This window comes from Marinobacter sp. (assembly GCF_041690615.1).
Lineage (GTDB): Bacteria > Pseudomonadota > Gammaproteobacteria > Pseudomonadales > Oleiphilaceae > Marinobacter.
The window spans coordinates 1-17182 of the sequence record NZ_JAWLGY010000021.1; the positions used below are offsets into that span (position 1 = coordinate 1).

Here is a 17182-nt window from a genome sequence, read left to right on the forward strand (position 1 = left end):
ATAACGGCTGACAATCAACAACAGAACCCTTCGGTGACTTGCTGAAGTTGCCTCCTTGACCTGGACCATCTCCCGGTTCAAGGCCTCGCCCCGATGCCGCTGGTACCGGGGCATTTTTTTAAGCACCACGCTTCACCTGATGCCCCGCCGCGGACAGCTATCGGATTTTGCCGATACTCACGCCTATTAATAACGCGTAAATTAGTGTGCTACTCATTTCACGCAAATTTCAGCACGAGGTACGCTCTGTGTCGAATGAAATCCCGCGTCAAAGACAGCCCGCCGTTCAGCCGGTGTTGTTCATACCCCATGGCGCCGGCCCCTGCTTCTTTATGGACTGGGAGCCCGCAGACGCCTGGAATGGTATGGCAGATTATCTGAGCAACATTCACTCATCGTTGCCAGAAAAACCACTGGCCATCCTCATGGTATCCGCTCACTGGCTGGCGGAGGATTTCACCGTGACCGCCGGCGAACAACCCGGGCTTATCTACGACTATTACGGCTTTCCCGAGCATACCTACGAGCTCACTTACCCCACACCGGGCAATCCGACGCTGGCACAAAGGGTTACTGATTTGCTGGGCCAGGCAGGACTGACCAGCCGTCAGGACAGGGAGCGGGGGTTTGACCATGGCATGTTCATCCCGCTGAAACTGATGTTTCCGGGCGCTGACATTCCGGTTGTGCAGTTGTCCCTGCGCGCTGACCTGGACCCCGCGGCCCACCAGCGGGCCGGCAAGGCCCTGGAGACGCTGCGCAGGGAGGGCGTACTGATCATCGCCAGCGGCATGAGTTTTCACAATATGCGTGGCTACGGCGACCCTCACTTCACCCCGCTCTCCGAGGCTTTTGACACCTGGCTGAGTGAGACCATGGAAGCACCACACGCGCAACGAGAGGACCGGCTTAACCACTGGAGCGAGGCACCCTACGCCCACCAGTGCCACCCGCCGGGGCACGAGGAACACCTGTTGCCACTGATGGTGGCCGCCGGCGCCGCAGGTGAGGACACCGGGCAGCAAGCTTGGTCCGGGCAGGTACTCGAAACACAACTCTCAGCCTTTCGATTTGACTGGCCAGGACACTAACACAACCAGGGAGACACCCATGATCCAAGATTCCAAAACCCAATACGGTACGCTCAGCAAGATCCTGCACTGGGGCATGGCACTGCTAATTGGCTGGCAATTGATGAAGTTCGGCGACCGGATCGCAGATGGAGAGCACTGGGTTGGCCAGACGCTGGTGCCATGGCATGTATCTGTTGGTTCGTTGCTGCTGGTGCTCATTGTCGCCCGGCTTATCTGGGCAGCGAGCCAGCGCAAGCACCGTCCGGAGCAGGATCCACAGACAGCCAGGCTGGTCAAGGCTGGTCACGGTCTGCTGTATGCCGGCACGCTGCTGATGCCACTTACCGGCATGATGGTGATGCTTGGGGGCGGTTACGGGGTGAATGCCTTTGGCCTTCAGATTATCGCAAAGGGCGAAGAGCTGGGCTGGGCCGCTACCCTGGGCAGCCTGCACTCGCCACTGGCCTGGGCCCTGACGGTCCTCATTATCGGCCACATCGGCATGGCCCTGATGCACCACTTCCGGGGCGAGGATGTGCTTAAACGAATGGTGTGAACTGTTTCGGCAACGCCTGATTCAGGTATACACGGCCCGTTTAAGCCACCTCAATCCCATCGCGCCCGGGAATAACTGAACACCGGCAGCGAAAGCTTCCAGCGAATGGCAGCCATACGCAGCAACAGACCAAGGCTGAACGCCGCCAGCAGGGTGATGTTTTCGCCCACCCCGTGGTTCAGCAGGGTGAGATAGAACAGCGCCACCAGCAGGGAAACGCTGGCGTAGAGCTCGTGGCGCAGTACCTGCGGGGTTCGGTTGCACATGATGTCCCGGATAATGCCGCCAAAAATCCCAGTGGTGATACCTGCCATCACCACCACGACCGTCTCATACCCCAGCCTGAGGGCAACATTGCAGCCAATCACGGTAAAGGCCACCAGGCCAATGGCATCCAGTACGAGAAACAGCTGATGAAGGTGGCGCATGAACCGGGCGATAACAATGGTTACCAGACCGCCGGTAATGGTCATATAAATGTAGAGGGGGTGCTGGGTCCAGGTAACCGGGAAGTTACCCAGCAGGATATCCCGAACGGTGCCACCGCCCAGGGCGGTGAAAAAGGCAATCACGGCGACACCGAACAGATCCATGTTCCGCCGGCCGGCAGCAAGCGCTCCGGACATGGCTTCGGCGGTAATGGCAATCATATAAATAGAGGTCAGCACACAGCACTCCTGCGTTTCTGTGGCCTCTCCCCCTGTCCCTGATACCTGAGAGTTTACAGGGCCTGGCCCTGCTTGCCCCTTCGGTGGGCTGCTGTGCAGCCTCTCTCCAGACGGCGTTGAAAAATGCCCGCAGTACCTGTGCCTGAGCGTTTATGGGAGTTTGCGCCTTCGGCGGGACCGGTCGTCCTCTCTCCTGCGGAAGCAGCGGATTATAAAGATGCCAACGTCGGGCGTCGAGTGGCGCGCACGCACAGCCCAACCGTCAAATTGGTTGAACATCTCTGCCAAAAAGCCCTGATATCTTTATGTCCCAGGCGAAACTACATTAATCATAGTAAGCAAATTATCCTGCCGCCTGCTGAAGCGGCCCCGCAAGGAGGATTGCCATCATGTCGCTCAAACTTCAAACCATCATCTGCAGCACCCGCCCCGGGCGTATCGGCCCATCTGTCGGCGAGTGGTTTCACCAGGTTGCCGGTACCCACGGAGCATTCGACAGCGAACTGGTCGACCTGGCCAGCTTCAACCTTCCGATTTATGACGAACCCAACCACCCGCGTACCCAGAAGTACGAGCACGCCCACACCAGGGCCTGGTCCGAAAGCGTGGCCAGTGCCGATGCCTATGTGTTTGTGATGCCGGAATACAACTTCAATCCGCCGTCCTCATTCATTAACGCTATCAGCTACGTATACAACGAATGGAACTACAAGCCCTGCGGCTTCGTCAGTTACGGCGGCGTATCCGGGGGCTTACGCTCTGCCCAGGCCGCCAAGAACCTGGTGACCACCGTAAAGATGATGCCCATGGTGGAAAGCGTGATGGTACAGATGCCTTGGGAAAAACTGGCCGATGACGGCGGCTTTACCGCGGCCGATATGCATACCAGCTCTGCCAACACCATGTTGGAAGAAATGACCAAATGGGCCAAGGCCCTCAAAACCATGCGTTAAGGCCATGTTCCGGCCTTCGCCGATGGCAGGCGTTGGCCGGGTGTGGAGAAGGTAGGCACCGGAAAACATGGTAGTGTGTTCCCAACCACCCCGCACAGGAAGGTTTCGGGAAAATGAAGAGCAACTACAAAATTGCCCTGCTGATTGATTGCGACAATGTCAGTCACCGCTCCATTGAAGGTGTCCTGCAGGAGCTGGCCAAGTACGGTGCCGTCAATGTCCGACACGCCCACGGCAACTGGAACGGACCGCAGCTCGGCGGCTGGATCGAGAAACTGCACGCCAACGCCATCCGCCCGGTCCAGCAATTTGCCTATACCACGGGCAAGAATGCCACCGATGCCTCCATGATCATCGACGCCATGGATCTGCTCTACAGCGGCAACGTGGATGCCTTCGCGCTGATGACCAGTGACAGCGATTTCACTCCCCTGGTCATGCGGATTCTGGAAGCCGGCCTGCCCGTTTTCGGCTTCGGGGAGCACAAAACCCCGATGCCGTTCGTCAACGCCTGCTCGCAGTTCATTTATACCGAGAACCTGCGGGAAGAGAGCGAGAGCAGCGAAGATAACCCGACCAATGGCGAGCCTGCCCCTCAAAAGCAGACCCGCTGGGAGCGCAACCAGCTGCGGGGCGACTCGGTACTGGTCAGAACGTTGCGCACGGCAGTGGAACAAACCGCTGACGATGACGGCTGGGCACACCTTGGCGCAGTCGGCCAGTACATCTCCAACAACAGCTCCTTCTCACCGGTGAACTACGGCTACAAGAAACTCAGTGATCTGGTGCGGGCCAGTGAGCTGTTCGAGGTCAGTGTGAGAGAGAAGAACGCGATGTATATCAAGAGTCCGGGGTAACTCCCGGGCCGGGCAAACAAGATCCCGCCGGATTATCACGACAAGCTATCGGGGCCAGCCACCACACCGAATCGCACCATTCGGCGGCACAGCGTGGTTGTAGATATACACCCAGGCCTCTCCCAGGGGCGTCTCCACAAGCTTGCGGTCATACAGGCCCATATCGGGCGACGCGGCATCATAACCTTCCAGAGCATCCAGCCGGGCAAAGGTCGTACCGTCGACCTCGTAAACCTCGGTCACGACACCCTGACTGCGCTCGAGCTTCGCCCCGGGGTATGGCCCCAGATCATAGAGCACAATGGAATTCAGCGAACACTCACCCACGAACCGGGCACCGGCGAGAACGCGGTGGTTTGAGTGATGCCGCTTCAGAGTGCCGTAGACGGCAACGCGGTAGGGCCGGAGCATCATTACACCCCCAGCCATTCGGCCAATTGAAGGTTGGTTTTCAGCCGCAGGCGTTGCTGAAGCATGCCCTCAAAAACCGAATCAACAGAACGGTTGTCGCCCAACAAGGGCAACGCTGCCTCAGCCTCGGCAAAGAACCGGGGCTCGATCTTGGTTCCGATCACGGCTCGTTCCCACCACTCGGTTACCCTGGGACGGGCCTGTTTCAGCAACGCATCGGACGGCAACTTCTCGGACTTGGCGGCATTGGCCGTCTGGGAGGCGGGCAGCAGGTTCCACAAATCATTATTGCTCCACCGCGACCAGGGAAAACAGTGGTCAATATCATACCGCTGCTGAGACAAGTTACGTGCCGTCCAGACGCACTCTACCCTGCCCGCCGCCAGTTGCTGCTCCACCAGCTTACGCACCAGCGAAGTATCACGCCGGCCTTCTGCCCACTGAAGGGCATTGCGGTAAATCTCGGTGGAGTAACGCACCTCCCAGCCGGACATCAGATTGACCCACTCGTTGACGATGGCCGGCTCCACCCAGCAGGCATAGCGACTGAAGGTATCCCAAAGCATGGCGGGCACCCGGAACACCCCGAACCGGGACAGGGTTTCCCGATTCAGGGCCACCGGCTCTTCACGAATACGTATGCGGTTGGCAGCCCCCTCAAACACGGGCCGATTAGTGCCGGGCCAGGTGGTAAAGTGGGCGGGGTTCTTGAGGATATTGGCAGCAGCCTGCCCGATTGCCCGCATGACCAGGGGCCCGTGTACAGCCGACAACGACAGCCCCGGCCTGAAATCCAGTGGCGAGAGCTGCTCCAGCGCATAGAAGTCCTCGCCCGCAAATCCATAACCCTTCGAGCCAGGCGCCTGCCGCAACCGGTGGCGCAAAACCAGCGGGTGATATTGCATCAGCCAGAACAGGCCCACAGCGCCCAACGGTAAATCGACCCAGTCGTCCGTCCGGTTGATCACCAGGCCCGGCGCACTGTCAGCCAACCGAACCAGGGTGCGCAAAAGACCCAGCTTGTAAGAGGAAGATTTGTCATCGTTAACAATGATATGCCGCAGCGTGGGCAGCGCCCCAGTGCCATCATCCGGCAGGCGATAAACTGCCGTCTCCCACCACACCTCCGGCCGCTTCAGCTGGTCTGCCGCAGTGCGGCTAACCACCGGCACAGGCACCACAGCCCGGTGTCGGGCAAAACCATCCAGCTCTGCCTTGCTGACTTCATGGAACACCCGTTCCCCATCGCCGGGACCATGCCGCAGAGTGATCACCAAAGTGCCCGACGGTGCCAGCAACTCAGTGAGAATCCGGAACGCCCGCTCCCGGGAAGATGGGGCAATGTGCATCCAAACCGCTGATACCAGAATCAGGTCAAAGCGGTAGCTGAGCTTACGGATTTCGGCCAGGTCCGGCAGGCTGTCCTCCACCCACTGAATACTCCTGTGGACGGTAGCCGCCTCCCCCAGGCGTCGTAACTCCTCCGCCGGCTCCACAGCGACGACATCCCAGCCCCGCTCAGCCAGCGCCAGCGCATCGCGTCCGCTGCCCGCACCGACATCCAGTGCCAGGCCGGAGCTTGTCTCCAACAGGGGAAGCCAGTCGCTGTGGACCTGTTCGAAGGTCAGGGACTGGTATTGATCAAAGAACTTCCGGGCGTTCCGGTTGTAGGGTGTGATGGACATAGCGACGACTTTTCTGCCCGGTCCGGAATGATGGATGAGAGCGCACCTGTTCCCTATTAAAGCTGCTCTCACTAACCCGTACAACAACCGAACGACTCCAGACTCCTGAGAAACCCGACGCGTGCTTTATGAACCAAGTACTTACCTGCACATCCTGAGCATGCCTAACGTGGCCACAGACCTGGAGGTTACGGGTGACGTCCAGTTCGCATAAATCACTGCTCCATGTCTATAGGAGGACCGGGAAAGACCTTTCCGCACTTCTAACCAGGAGCCGGACAATGACTGCGAGCTTGGACAGTACCTGCCCAGAAGTTCGAGAGAGCAAACCCGCTCCGGAAAAGAACACCTAGACGAAGTCAGGCGCATAAACTTCAAACGGGTAGGTTGCTTGGCTTCAGCCCAATTTGTAACTATCCTGGATTATCACTACAACGACCCAGATGGACAAAGCAGTATGGCAAATGGGGCAAGCTGGAGCGGGGACGAAATAGCGGCTACTGTTGCCGACTATATGAAGATGTTGACCCTTGAGCTTTCAGGTCAACATTATAATAAAACAGCCCATCGGCGCACTCTTATTGAAAAGCTGGACGGGCGCAGTGAGGGAGCGATAGAGCTCAAGCATCAGAATATCAGCGCAGTGCTTCGTGATCTGGACTGTATCTGGATTCCCGGCTATAAACCGCGCGGCAACTATCAAGCGTCACTGGCAGATTATGTTGAGCGCTGGATTAACTCGCACCCGGAATTTGACTGGGCATCCCAGGCTGCCGTTGAACAACCTGCCGTTGTACCGGACGAAGTCGACTATCACCGCCTCGTAGTAGACCCACCAGCAATATCCCATAGAACACGGGAAAACTCTGCAGCCTATGCCCCTACACGTCAGGCCTCTAAACGGGACTATGTCGCTCGCGAAGCTCGCAATACAGCACTTGGCAACGCTGGCGAACTACTAGTAATGCGCTATGAGGAGTTTAGGCTCCGCCAAGCAGGAAAGACCGCACTGGCAGAAAGGATCGAACATGTTTCAGCTACCCAGGGCGATGGTCTGGGTTACGACGTTCTGTCATTCGATGTTTCTGGGAAAGAGCGTTTTATCGAGGTTAAAACCACGGCATTCGCCAAGGAGACCCCTTTCTACGCATCACGAAACGAGGTCACGTTTTCGTCCGAGGCGAAAGATCAGTTTCATCTTTACCGGCTGTTTGAGTTCCGACGGTCCCCTAAACTTTTCTCCCTTGCGGGTAGAATCAATGACTACTGTGACCTGGATCCAGTCAGCTATATCTGTCGGTTTCGGTAATATATTGAGAGCCATACTTTCTCCAGACCAAAGCGGACTGAGGAAGGTGATGTTGCAGTCTTCTGCGCCGATCGAACCCGACACCCGGAAACCAATGTGGACCAATGTCGTTCTGAACTAGTCTAATGAACATCTTGCGAATCCCAACTGGGTCTGGCCAATTCCTACACTCGTTTATTGGGTGCAGTTAAGGGAAGCCGCAGGCCTGATCAGGCCCAGTTTCCCCTCCCAACCTGCTCCAAAACTTCGCAAAACAACCTTTCGCCTCCTTGCCGGATGTCGAGCCGCCATCTACGTTGTGAACTAGTGGGTGTTTTTTGCACGACCACCTCTGCCTCAGGGGTGGTTACCCCCAACCTCAATCAGTGAGGACACAACAATGAAAACGATACCCCCTCTCAAAACCATCGCGGGCGGCATTGCCATTGCCGGACTGGCCACCGCCAACATCGCAGACGCCACTCAACTCAGTTTTGCCTCCGGTACGCCATTGAACTCCATGGGTGCCAAGGCGGTGTACGTCTTCGCCGATGCAGTTGAAGAGCATTCGGAAGGTGACGTTACCGTCAAAGCCTATATACAGTCCCTGCTCAGCTTTATGGAAACACCGGCTGGACTGCGCGATGGCATGGCGGACCTGGGCACGGTGCTGACGCCCTATTTCCCCTCTGATTTCCCCAATACCATCATGCTCACAGAGCTGACCATGGCCCTTGAGCTTGCCGATGTGAGCCCGCAGGATGCGGTGTTTGCCTACACCGGGGCGGTGTCCGAGTACGTGATTAACCATTGTCCCGATTGTTTGCAGGAACACCATGACCGTAATCAGATATTCCTGGGGCTGGCCAGTTCTTCGCCCTACGGTCTGTTCTGCAATGGTGCGATTACCAGCAAGGAGGATATGGAAGGGAAGCGCATCCGTATCGGTGGTCCCCAGTGGTCACGGTGGGTGACGGAAATGGGAGGCTCCCCCGTGTCCATTCCGGTAAACGAGACCTATGAGGGGCTCGACCAGGGCGTCGTTGACTGTACGGCCCATAACCTGTCGGATTATCTCAATTTCAAGTTTATCGAGATCGCCAGCGACGTCACCATGGGCGTACCGGGCGGCACGTTCGGTGGGGTCGGCACCAGCATGAACGCCGATGCCTGGAAAGGCCTGTCTGAAAAAGATCGTACATCGGTACTGTATGGCGCAGCGACGATTTCAGCCGAGATAGCGAAACTTTACCTGGAGGACCATGAGGAGGCCCTGAGGAGGATCGACGAGCAGCCGGAACTGACGCTCCACGAGCCAGATGAAGAGTTTCGTCAGATGACCAGGGACTTTATCGAACAAGACCTCAAAACCGTGGCATCAAGCTACGCTGAGCGTTATGACGTGCAGCAGGCGGAAGCCAGGATGGAAGAGTTTCAGCAAATGCTGAACGAATGGGTCGACAAGGTCGAGGGTATCGAAACCCGGGAAGAGCTCCGCGACCTGTATTGGGACGAGGTTTTCTCCAAGGTTGATGTCAGTTCCTACGGCATCTGAGCAACGAGCCCCGGTGTCATGCCGGGGCTTGTACTCTGCGCTGTCGCCTGAACAGCAAGCTGACGCCTCCGTCGATTCGATCAAACCTGCCCGGCCTCACCGGCTGGCACCGGAATCACCTCCACTACCATCGGAGGATTAACCGGCCGGTACCGCTCATCGCAAGTACTGGCATTGATAAACCTTGTGCCCCACCGGGCGTACTCGCCGTAGCCTTCGTGGATATGGCCGTAGATATGTAGCTGCGGCTTTACCTGCTCAACCCTCTTCAGCAAGTCCTCACAGCCCACGCTTTCAAACCGCAGCCCGTTATCTACCTCATCACCGATACCATGGGGCGGACCGTGGGTGATGAGCACATCGGTGTCATAGGGAATGCGTTGCCAGTAGCGGTCGATGGCCTCGCCCCGGTCCCGCATGAACGCCCAATCCATAAAGGTGGGTGACCAGGGGGCACCCCAGAAGCGGATGCCGTCGATCTCAATGCCACGGTCTTCCAGGTAGATGGCATTGGTGAGCAATTCCCGGGCGTGCTCCGGCGCTTCCTGGAAGACCCAGTCGTGGTTACCGGCGATGACGATCTTGTGGCGATGGGGCAGCGTGCCCAGCCAGTCGTTCAGGTCAGTCACATCCTCCAGCGTGCCGGCACCGAGACAGTCGCCGGCGTGGATCAATACGTCACCATCGGGAATGTCGGGTATGCGGCGGTGCATGCTGTGGGTGTCGGAGATGCAGACGAGTTTCATGGGGTTCCTTTCAGCTCCCTTCGTACTCACCCAGTCTATCTGCTGTGCTGCGGCGTTTCTCGTCTGAATGGGGTTCCGGGCCGTATGTGGAATGTCACGGAAGTGCATGTTTGCTCACTTGCAGAATACTGTATAAATATATAGCCTTTCGGCATTTCGGAATGCAGCCAGGAGGCGATACATGACAAGGAATCATCATGACACCGGCTATAAGGAGCTGTTCAGCCACCCGGAGTTCGTTCAGCAACTGGTTGAGGGTTTTACTCCGCCTGAGCTGGCCAGGTTAATGGATTTCTCTACGCTTCAGAACCATAGCGGTAACTACATCACGCCGCTGTTCGAGGAGAAATTCGAAGATGTTGTCTGGTCAGTGCAGATGGTATGGGAAGGCTGCCGGCAGGAGGTTTACGTGTACATTCTGTTGGAGTTCCAGTCTTCCGTGGACCACACCATGCCGATCCGGCTAATGCATTACGTGGCTTGTTTCTACGACCACCTGCGGAAACAGAAGTCCGCCCGTCCCGCGCAGGGGTTGCCGCCCGTGTTTCCAGTAGTGTTATATAATGGATCAAGGCGTTGGACGGCCCGGCAAGATATCTACGAGATGGTAGTGCCGGAGCCACCGGAATTTCTCCGACCGTACCAGCCGCATCTTCGGTACTACCTGGTGGATGAAGGCGCATACAGTGAAGCGGAACTGCATGGGCGGCAGTCGGTGCTCAGCGGCATCTTCGAAATAGAGTTCGCCAGCAGTCGGCAGGCGTTGCAAGAGGCAGTCAACCGAATCGTTGCGATCATCGAAGCCGCACCAAACAAACGCCGCCTGGACAGGGTTATAACCCGTTGGCTCAAGCGGCACCTGGTACGGATGGGTGCAGACGTGAATCTGGATAACGTAAATAGCCTTGTGGAGGATCAAAGCATGTTAGCGGAAAACTTGCGGCACTGGTCGACGAAAGATCGTGAAGAGGGGCGGCAGGAAGCACGGCTGGAAACCGCGCGCAAACTAATCGAGCGCACTGACATGGATGACCAAATGATTGCTGAGATTTCTGGACTTACCGTGGAGCAGGTTACGCAGTTGCGTGCTGCGAAATAGGTCAAGTACAGCTGCGATTTTGAGGGGTACCTTATTGTTAATCCTTATCCCTCAATGCCTCAGCGACTTCCAGTGAAGTCCATCGGAGGGTCATCATGCTGTCGCTGATCGATACCACCCCCTGACCCGCGTTCGGCTGACCTTCCCGAACCCTGTAGGCAATCAGGTTGTCCAGTACGTCCATCAGTGCAAACTTTAACCCCAACTCCCGCAGAGTGGCATGGTCGGCATCATCAAACCTCCAGGTCGCATGGCTGAGGCGGTTGTCCTCGTCACTGAAGAAGATCACTTTGCCACTCACCGTGGTGCCCTGCAGATACTGGCTTGCCAGTCGATCAAGCTGCTGGCGGTCAAAATCCGGATCAAAGCTCATGAGCCTGCCCTACCGGAACGAATCCGGGACACTTGTTGAATAAACTGGTCTTTACCAGTGCCTCGTCTGGAAGCGCGGTTCCACCAGGCAGATGCGGGGTGCGGAACCGAGCTGTGAGGCACCCTCAGTTCCCCAGACAGGTGACGGGCAGCCTTACGGGATACAAAGATGATGCCATCGGGGCGAAGTATATCTATCACCGCCGCCAGGGTTTTCCGTCCCACTTCGATATCTTCAGGCGTCACGTTCAGCGACAACCGCTCTCTGGCCGGGCGCTGGAAGCCGTTCATGAATGCTATGTTTTCCAATGCAGAATCACCGGCCCGAAAACCTGCCTCGAATAATGCGCTATCGAGATTGCGATAAATGGCATGGCCCTGCTTTCGCCACTCGCCGGTGCTCTTGTTCAGGATTTCCCTGGTATGAATCCAGCCCAGTCCTTCACCAAGCCTGAAATCGCTTTCCTGCCCCTGATACCAGCCCTGCGCATCGAGGTGACGGGTTTGGTTCTCTGGCAAATAGTGACTCTCTCCAACCAACAGGATTCGGGCTTCTGCCTCAGAATACCGACAACCTACAAAAGGTCGCATTCGCGGATAGGCCAGGTAATGGGGCACCCTGCTGAAGGCTTCGTCAAAGGCCTCTGAGTAGTGATTCTTCTCCGGTTCAGTTACTGCCATAGGTTTAACAACTCTGTTTCGTATGTTCGCACCACCCGCGACGTACAAAAGGTATTCTGATTACCCGTTGCGACACAGTTCGTCGTCAAATCGCCGACTGTCGACGAAAAACCCGGCACGGGAGTTGTTGCTGACCACGAGCAATAGCGCCCTTGCTGCCACTCACTGGATCACGACACAATAGGTTCCTCAGCACGAGAAAGTCAGACACCCTTGGTCGCCGAGCTTACGTCAGCTCCCTGACCAGCGATAGCCCCACTGCTACCTCCGGAGTTCTTGATGAGTGATTCCTGCAACACCCCATGCAGTTGCGATAGTCCAGAGACACCAGCGCAGCACCTCACTGAGGGCTCTGGCGAATGGGTCAGCAGGTACTCAATCCCCAAAATGGACTGCCCGTCAGAAGAGCGGATGATCCGCATGGCGCTGGGCGGACTCGACAACATCCGGGGGCTTTCGTTTGATCTGGGCGGGCGCACGCTGGAGGTGCTTCACGATGACGATGCTGAGCCGATTACCGGCAAGCTGACTCCCCTGGGGCTGGGCGCCGAGCTGCGTGAAACCCGCAAGGCGGACGCAAGCGCCCGCCGGGCCGCCAGCGCCACAGAAGCGGAAGAGTCCAGCACGCTCTGGATACTGCTGGCCATCAACGGCCTGATGTTCCTGGTGGAAATGACCATGGGGATCATCGCCCAGTCCGCCGGGCTGATAGCCGACTCCCTGGATATGTTTGCGGATGCTGCGGTGTATGGCCTTGCCCTCTATGCGGTCGGTCACGGTGTGCGGATGCAGGTGCGGGCAGCCCGGGTGGCCGGTGTGCTTCAGCTGATCCTTGCCATCGGTGTGCTGGTGGAAGTGGGCAGGCGTTTTGTTTTCGGCAGCGAGCCGGAATCCACCATGATGATGGCCATAGCGTTCCTGGCGCTGATCGCCAATACCGCCTGCCTGTTGCTGATCTCCAAACACCGGGAAGGCGGCGCTCACATGAAAGCCAGCTGGATTTTCTCGGCCAATGACGTGGTGATCAACCTTGGCGTTATCCTCGCCGGCGCCCTGGTCGCCTGGACCGGCTCCAACTATCCGGACCTGGTGATCGGCACCATTGTGGGCCTGATCGTGCTGTCCGGCGCCAGGCGAATCCTGGCACTCAGGGGGTAACGCACCATGCCTTTCCCCATTGAACAGAAACTGGTCATCGCCGTTGCTTCCAGCGCCCTGTTTGACCTGACCGAGTCGGACCGGGTGTTCCAGGAAGAAGGCGCCGTCGCCTACCGGGACTACCAGGAGGCGCACCTGGACCAGCCGCTGGAGAAGGGTGTGGCGTTTCCGTTTGTGCGACGGTTTCTGAATATCAACAAGCGCTTCCCGGAGAAAAGCCCGGTGGAGGTGGTGCTGCTGTCCCGCAACTCGGCGATCACCGGCAAGCGGGTGTTCCGCTCCATCGCCCACCACGGCCTGGATATCAGCCGGGCGGCCTTCCTGGAAGGCAAGTCGCCCTACCCCTATATCCCTGCCTTTAATGCATCACTGTTCCTGTCGTCCAACGAACAGGATGTGCAGAAGGCGATCGACTATGAATACCCGGCGGGAACCGTGCTGCCTTCCCAGGTGGTCGACGAGGAAGACGACGTGGAGTTACGCATCGCCTTCGACTTTGACGGCGTGATCGCAGACGATGCCTCCGAGCGGGTTTACAAGAGCCAGGAACTGGAGGCTTTCCACGAACATGAAACCTCCCGGGCCGACGTCCCCCATAGCCCGGGCCCGTTGGCCGACCTGTTCCGCAAGCTGTCTGTACTGCAGCAACTGGAAGACGAGGCCAGCAACGCCGACCCGGACTACCAGCGCATCCTGCGTACCGCCATCGTCACCGCCCGCAGCGCCCCGGCCCACGAGCGGGTCATCACCACCCTGGAACACTGGGGCGTGGACGCCAACGAGGTGTTCTTCCTTGGCGGCATGACCAAGGACCGAATCCTGAGCGTGCTGCGCCCCCACATGTTCTTCGACGACCAGCAAAGCCACCTGCAATCCGCCGGGGGTAATATTCCCATGGTGCATATTCCGTTCGGAGTGGCGAACATTATCTAGACGATGCCACGCCCGGCCCCGGTGCACATTCCCCAAAGTGCGCCATTGTCGGACATTGTCCGGTGGTGACAATGCCTGACAAACTCCCCCTGGTCAGGCCAACCCGCTGTATAACCATCAGTTTATTGATGTGGCATACAACCTGCTGCTACCGGATCAGATACCTGACCGGAGCATCACTATGGGCGCCACAATTTCCCTCGACTACATTACCCATCGTTTCAGCCGTGGGGCGGACCCAACCCTGGAGAAGATCGAGAACCGGATCGAACCGGGCGAAATGGTCGCCCTGATCGGCCGCAGTGGCTGTGGCAAGTCTACCCTGCTGCACATGCTCGCCGGCCTGCTGATTCCCTCAGAGGGCTGCGTCCGCGTCAACGGCCACCAGGTTTCCCGGCCCAGCGCCAAGTGGAACATGATGTTCCAGAAGGCTTCGCTCTACCCCTGGATGAGCGTGCGGGAGAACGCGGCCCTTGGCCTGCTGTTCTCCGGCATGGCCAAGGCAAAAGCCTTCAGCCGGGTGGACGAACTGCTGGAGATGCTGGGCCTCTATGACAAGCGGGACGTCAATGTGCAGAGCCTGTCCGGGGGACAGCAACAGCGGGTTGCACTGGCACGCTCGCTGGCCACCGACCCCGAAATCCTGCTGCTTGATGAACCCTTTTCCGCCCTGGACGCCTTCACCCGCACGGCCCTTCAGGAAGAGGTGCCCGCCATCTGCCGTGACCTGGACATCACCATGGTGATCGTTACCCACGACATCGATGAGGCGATCGCCATGGCGGACCGCGTGATGATCATGTCCCAGAACCCCGGCCGCATCGTGGGTGAGCTGGATGTGGATCTGCCCTGGCCCCGCCGGCACATGGACGCGGGCTTCCAGTCACTGCGCGACCAGCTGATGACCCAGTTCAAGGATACCGATGATGGGCTGGCCGGTCGCCAGGCCACCACTGAAACCACCGATGACGACGCCGAAAACGCCGCCTGAGATTCCGCCTGACTCATTGAGGTCCTGATCATGAAGAAGCCCAGAAGCAAGCAAAGCACTATCCCCGCCGACGAGCTGGCCTATCTGCAGAAACACGAGATGAGCCGACGTGACTTCCTGCTGGACAGCCTGGCTGCCGGAGGCCTGGCCGCCGGGTTCGGCCTGACCGCCAGCGCCTCGGCCTGGGGCAGCGTGCAGCCTCCGGAAGACGAGGTTGTACGTATCGGCTACCTGCCCATCACCGACGCCACGGTTCTGTTGGTGGCCCACGCCATGGGCTATTTCGAGGAGGAGGGCCTGAAAACCGAGCCACCGACGCTGATCCGGGGCTGGTCACCACTGGTGGAGGGCTTTGCCGCTGGCAAGTTCAACCTGGTTCACCTGCTCAAGCCGATTCCTGTCTGGATGCGCTACAACAACGGCTTCCCGGTCAAGATCATGGCCTGGGCCCACCTCAACGGCTCGGGGCTGGTGGTGGGTCGTCACACAGGCGTGGAGAACTTTTCTGAACTGGGGGGCAAGCAAATTGCGGTTCCCTACTGGTACTCCATGCACAACATCGTATTGCAGATGGGCCTGCGCCACGCCGGTCTGACACCCGTGATCAAATCCCAGGGCGATACGCTGGCACCCAACGAAGTCAACCTGCAGATCATGCCACCACCGGATATGCCCCCGGCACTCGCGGCGCGCAAGATCGACGCCTTCATCGTGGCGGAACCCTTCAACGCCGTTGGCGAGATGCTGGCCGGCGGCAAGATGCTCCGCTTCACCGGCGACATGTGGAAGAACCATCCCTGCTGCGTAGTCTGCATGAACGAAAACCAGGTGAATGCCAACCCGGAGTGGAGCCAGAAAGTGATGAACGCCATCGTCCGGGCGCAGATCTACTCGCAGCAGAACAAGGCGGAAGTGGCCCGCATGATGTCGAAGGATGGCAAGGGCTACCTGCCCATGAAAGCGGACATCGTCGAACGGGCCATGACCCTTTACGACCAGGACAGCTATGCCACACCAGAGGCCATCCAGAACCCCCAGTGGGGCAGTGGCCGAATCGACTTCCAGCCCTGGCCCTACCCCTCCGCCACCCGGCTGATCGTCAACGAGCTGAAGAACACACTGGTGGGTGGCGATGCCACCTTCCTGCAGGACCTGGATGCCGACTTTGTCACCGAAGACCTGGTGGATTACCGCTTCGTGAAAACCGCCATGGAGAAACACACCGGCTGGCAGCAGGGACCCGGCTTCAACGCCGATAACCCGTTTGAACGGGAGGAGGCCGTCAAGCTATGAGTACTCAGACAACACAGGTTCTTACCGGCACCAACGGATCGATGGTCACGCTCGGCCCCGTGTTCGGCTGGCTGGCCGCGCTTCGCTATCCGGCCATCGGCATTACCACACTCCTCGCCCTCTGGTGGCTGGGGGGCTATGTGGTCGCCAATGACCCGGACATGTGGGCCTTCGCCAATTTTGCCCCGGCCCCGACCTTCGGCGCCCTTTACGACCTGGTGGTCAGCGGTGACATCTGGCCCACCATCGCATCGAGCCTGTACCGGGTACTGATCGGCCTGTTCTGGGGCGTGGTTATCGGCGTCCCCGTGGGGGTTCTGATTGGCTACGTGGGCACCGCCATGAAGGTCGCCAACGTGCCGTTCCAGTTCCTGCGCATGATCAGCCCCCTGGCCTGGATGCCGATTGCGGTACTTGCCTTTGCCACCTGGGACGCTGCCATCATCTTCCTGCTGGTAATGGCCACCGTATGGCCGATCATCTTCTCCACCGCACACGGCGTGCGCCGCATCGATCCGAACTGGTTCAAGGTGGCGAAAAACCTGGGGGCGTCTGGTCCACAAATGCTGCGGCGGATCATCCTGCCAGCCATCATGACCGACGTCATGGCCGGCATCCGGCTTGCCGTGGGCGTCGCCTGGGTGGTGCTGGTGCCGGCGGAATACCTGGGGGTGACCAGCGGTCTGGGGTACGCCATCAATGATGCCCGCGACACCCTGGCCTATGACACCCTGGCAGCGATCGTCCTGGTTATCGGCCTGATAGGGTACGGGCTGGACACTGTCTGCGGTCTGCTCATAAAACGCTTTAACTGGCATGTCGAATAGCCAACGCCCGGATTTCTGTACCCACAACAAGCCTGC

The 17182-nt window shown here is 58.4% G+C and carries 18 protein-coding genes and 2 riboswitches; of the genes, 12 read left to right on the forward strand and 6 right to left on the reverse strand.

What is annotated here, in order from left to right; all coding sequences use genetic code 11:
• Window positions 1–260 precede the first annotated feature (260 nt).
• Both ACESMZ_RS14015 and ACESMZ_RS14020 read left to right on the forward strand, forming a co-directional pair.
• Window positions 261–1091 carry a DODA-type extradiol aromatic ring-opening family dioxygenase gene (locus tag ACESMZ_RS14015; protein ID WP_372958314.1) on the forward strand — a complete coding sequence of 277 codons (831 nt, stop codon included), beginning with the start codon at window positions 261–263 and terminating at the stop codon, window positions 1089–1091.
• 19 nt (window positions 1092–1110) lie between these two features.
• Entirely contained in the window at window positions 1111–1629 is a 519-nt protein-coding gene (locus ACESMZ_RS14020; RefSeq protein WP_372958289.1) for a cytochrome b, read from the forward strand.
• Window positions 1630–1679: 50 nt separating this feature from the next.
• On the opposite strand, the gene ACESMZ_RS14025 is transcribed toward ACESMZ_RS14020, so the two are convergent.
• Window positions 1680–2279 carry a trimeric intracellular cation channel family protein gene (locus tag ACESMZ_RS14025; RefSeq protein ID WP_372958313.1) on the reverse strand — a complete coding sequence of 200 codons (600 nt, stop codon included), beginning with the start codon at window positions 2277–2279 and terminating at the stop codon, window positions 1680–1682.
• A gap of 40 nt (window positions 2280–2319) precedes the next feature.
• A riboswitch (glycine riboswitch) is annotated at window positions 2320–2417 on the reverse strand.
• A riboswitch (glycine riboswitch) is annotated at window positions 2418–2503 on the reverse strand.
• 183 nt (window positions 2504–2686) lie between these two features.
• Here ACESMZ_RS14025 and ACESMZ_RS14030 point away from each other — a divergent pair.
• Together ACESMZ_RS14030 and ACESMZ_RS14035 are read left to right on the forward strand one after the other, a co-directional pair.
• The gene (locus ACESMZ_RS14030; RefSeq protein ID WP_372958288.1) at window positions 2687–3250 is read left to right on the forward strand and encodes an NADPH-dependent FMN reductase; all 564 of its coding nucleotides are present in this window, start codon (window positions 2687–2689) and stop codon (window positions 3248–3250) included.
• 113 nt (window positions 3251–3363) lie between these two features.
• Window positions 3364–4107 carry an NYN domain-containing protein gene (locus tag ACESMZ_RS14035; protein ID WP_372958287.1) on the forward strand — a complete coding sequence of 248 codons (744 nt, stop codon included), beginning with the start codon at window positions 3364–3366 and terminating at the stop codon, window positions 4105–4107.
• 45 nt (window positions 4108–4152) lie between these two features.
• Here ACESMZ_RS14035 and ACESMZ_RS14040 read toward each other — a convergent pair whose 3' ends face one another.
• Window positions 4153–4521: a gamma-glutamylcyclotransferase gene (locus tag ACESMZ_RS14040; protein WP_372958286.1), complete on the reverse strand. Its 369-nt coding sequence runs from the start codon at window positions 4519–4521 to the stop codon at window positions 4153–4155.
• The gene (locus ACESMZ_RS14045) at window positions 4521–6203 is read right to left on the reverse strand and encodes a methyltransferase domain-containing protein (protein WP_372972791.1); all 1683 of its coding nucleotides are present in this window, start codon (window positions 6201–6203) and stop codon (window positions 4521–4523) included. Before ACESMZ_RS14045 ends, ACESMZ_RS14040 begins: the two co-directional genes overlap by 1 nt.
• Window positions 6204–6594: 391 nt before the next feature.
• On the opposite strand from ACESMZ_RS14045, the gene ACESMZ_RS14050 reads away from it, so the two are divergent.
• Together ACESMZ_RS14050 and ACESMZ_RS14055 are read left to right on the forward strand one after the other, a co-directional pair.
• Window positions 6595–7512 (forward strand): DUF3883 domain-containing protein, encoded by a 918-nt coding sequence (locus ACESMZ_RS14050; protein ID WP_372972792.1) that lies wholly within the window; start codon window positions 6595–6597, stop codon window positions 7510–7512.
• Window positions 7513–7891: 379 nt separating this feature from the next.
• Window positions 7892–9046, forward strand: a complete 1155-nt coding sequence (locus tag ACESMZ_RS14055; RefSeq protein WP_372958048.1) for a C4-dicarboxylate TRAP transporter substrate-binding protein — start codon at window positions 7892–7894, stop codon at window positions 9044–9046.
• 80 nt (window positions 9047–9126) lie between these two features.
• On the opposite strand, the gene ACESMZ_RS14060 is transcribed toward ACESMZ_RS14055, so the two are convergent.
• Window positions 9127–9792 (reverse strand): metallophosphatase domain-containing protein, encoded by a 666-nt coding sequence (locus tag ACESMZ_RS14060; protein WP_372958049.1) that lies wholly within the window; start codon window positions 9790–9792, stop codon window positions 9127–9129.
• Between the two features lie 181 nt (window positions 9793–9973).
• Here ACESMZ_RS14060 and ACESMZ_RS14065 point away from each other — a divergent pair, with 181 nt between their 5' ends.
• On the forward strand, window positions 9974–10891 hold the full coding sequence (locus ACESMZ_RS14065) for an Rpn family recombination-promoting nuclease/putative transposase (RefSeq protein WP_372958050.1): 918 nt from the start codon (window positions 9974–9976) through the stop codon (window positions 10889–10891).
• Between the two features lie 37 nt (window positions 10892–10928).
• Here the strand turns inward: ACESMZ_RS14065 and ACESMZ_RS14070 are convergent, their stop codons facing one another.
• Together ACESMZ_RS14070 and ACESMZ_RS14075 are read right to left on the reverse strand one after the other, a co-directional pair.
• Complete coding sequence (locus ACESMZ_RS14070; RefSeq protein WP_372958051.1) at window positions 10929–11264, reverse strand: hypothetical protein; 336 nt, start codon at window positions 11262–11264, stop codon at window positions 10929–10931.
• Window positions 11261–11944: a hypothetical protein gene (locus ACESMZ_RS14075; RefSeq protein ID WP_372958052.1), complete on the reverse strand. Its 684-nt coding sequence runs from the start codon at window positions 11942–11944 to the stop codon at window positions 11261–11263. The genes ACESMZ_RS14070 and ACESMZ_RS14075 overlap by 4 nt, the downstream gene beginning before the upstream one ends.
• Window positions 11945–12223: 279 nt before the next feature.
• Here ACESMZ_RS14075 and ACESMZ_RS14080 point away from each other — a divergent pair, with 279 nt between their 5' ends.
• The 5 genes from ACESMZ_RS14080 to ACESMZ_RS14100 all read left to right on the forward strand — a co-directional run bounded on the left by ACESMZ_RS14080 (window position 12224) and on the right by ACESMZ_RS14100 (window position 17146).
• Window positions 12224–13102, forward strand: a complete 879-nt coding sequence (locus tag ACESMZ_RS14080) for a cation transporter (protein WP_372958053.1) — start codon at window positions 12224–12226, stop codon at window positions 13100–13102.
• A gap of 6 nt (window positions 13103–13108) precedes the next feature.
• Window positions 13109–14035, forward strand: a complete 927-nt coding sequence (locus ACESMZ_RS14085) for a 5'-nucleotidase (RefSeq protein WP_372958054.1) — start codon at window positions 13109–13111, stop codon at window positions 14033–14035.
• Between the two features lie 181 nt (window positions 14036–14216).
• On the forward strand, window positions 14217–15026 hold the full coding sequence (locus ACESMZ_RS14090; RefSeq protein ID WP_372958055.1) for an ABC transporter ATP-binding protein: 810 nt from the start codon (window positions 14217–14219) through the stop codon (window positions 15024–15026).
• A 99-nt stretch (window positions 15027–15125) separates the two neighbouring features.
• Window positions 15126–16319, forward strand: coding sequence for an ABC transporter substrate-binding protein (locus ACESMZ_RS14095; RefSeq protein WP_372958091.1), 1194 nt, complete (start codon window positions 15126–15128; stop codon window positions 16317–16319).
• Window positions 16316–17146 carry an ABC transporter permease gene (locus tag ACESMZ_RS14100; RefSeq protein ID WP_372958056.1) on the forward strand — a complete coding sequence of 277 codons (831 nt, stop codon included), beginning with the start codon at window positions 16316–16318 and terminating at the stop codon, window positions 17144–17146. The genes ACESMZ_RS14095 and ACESMZ_RS14100 overlap by 4 nt, the downstream gene beginning before the upstream one ends.
• Window positions 17147–17182 lie beyond the last annotated feature (36 nt).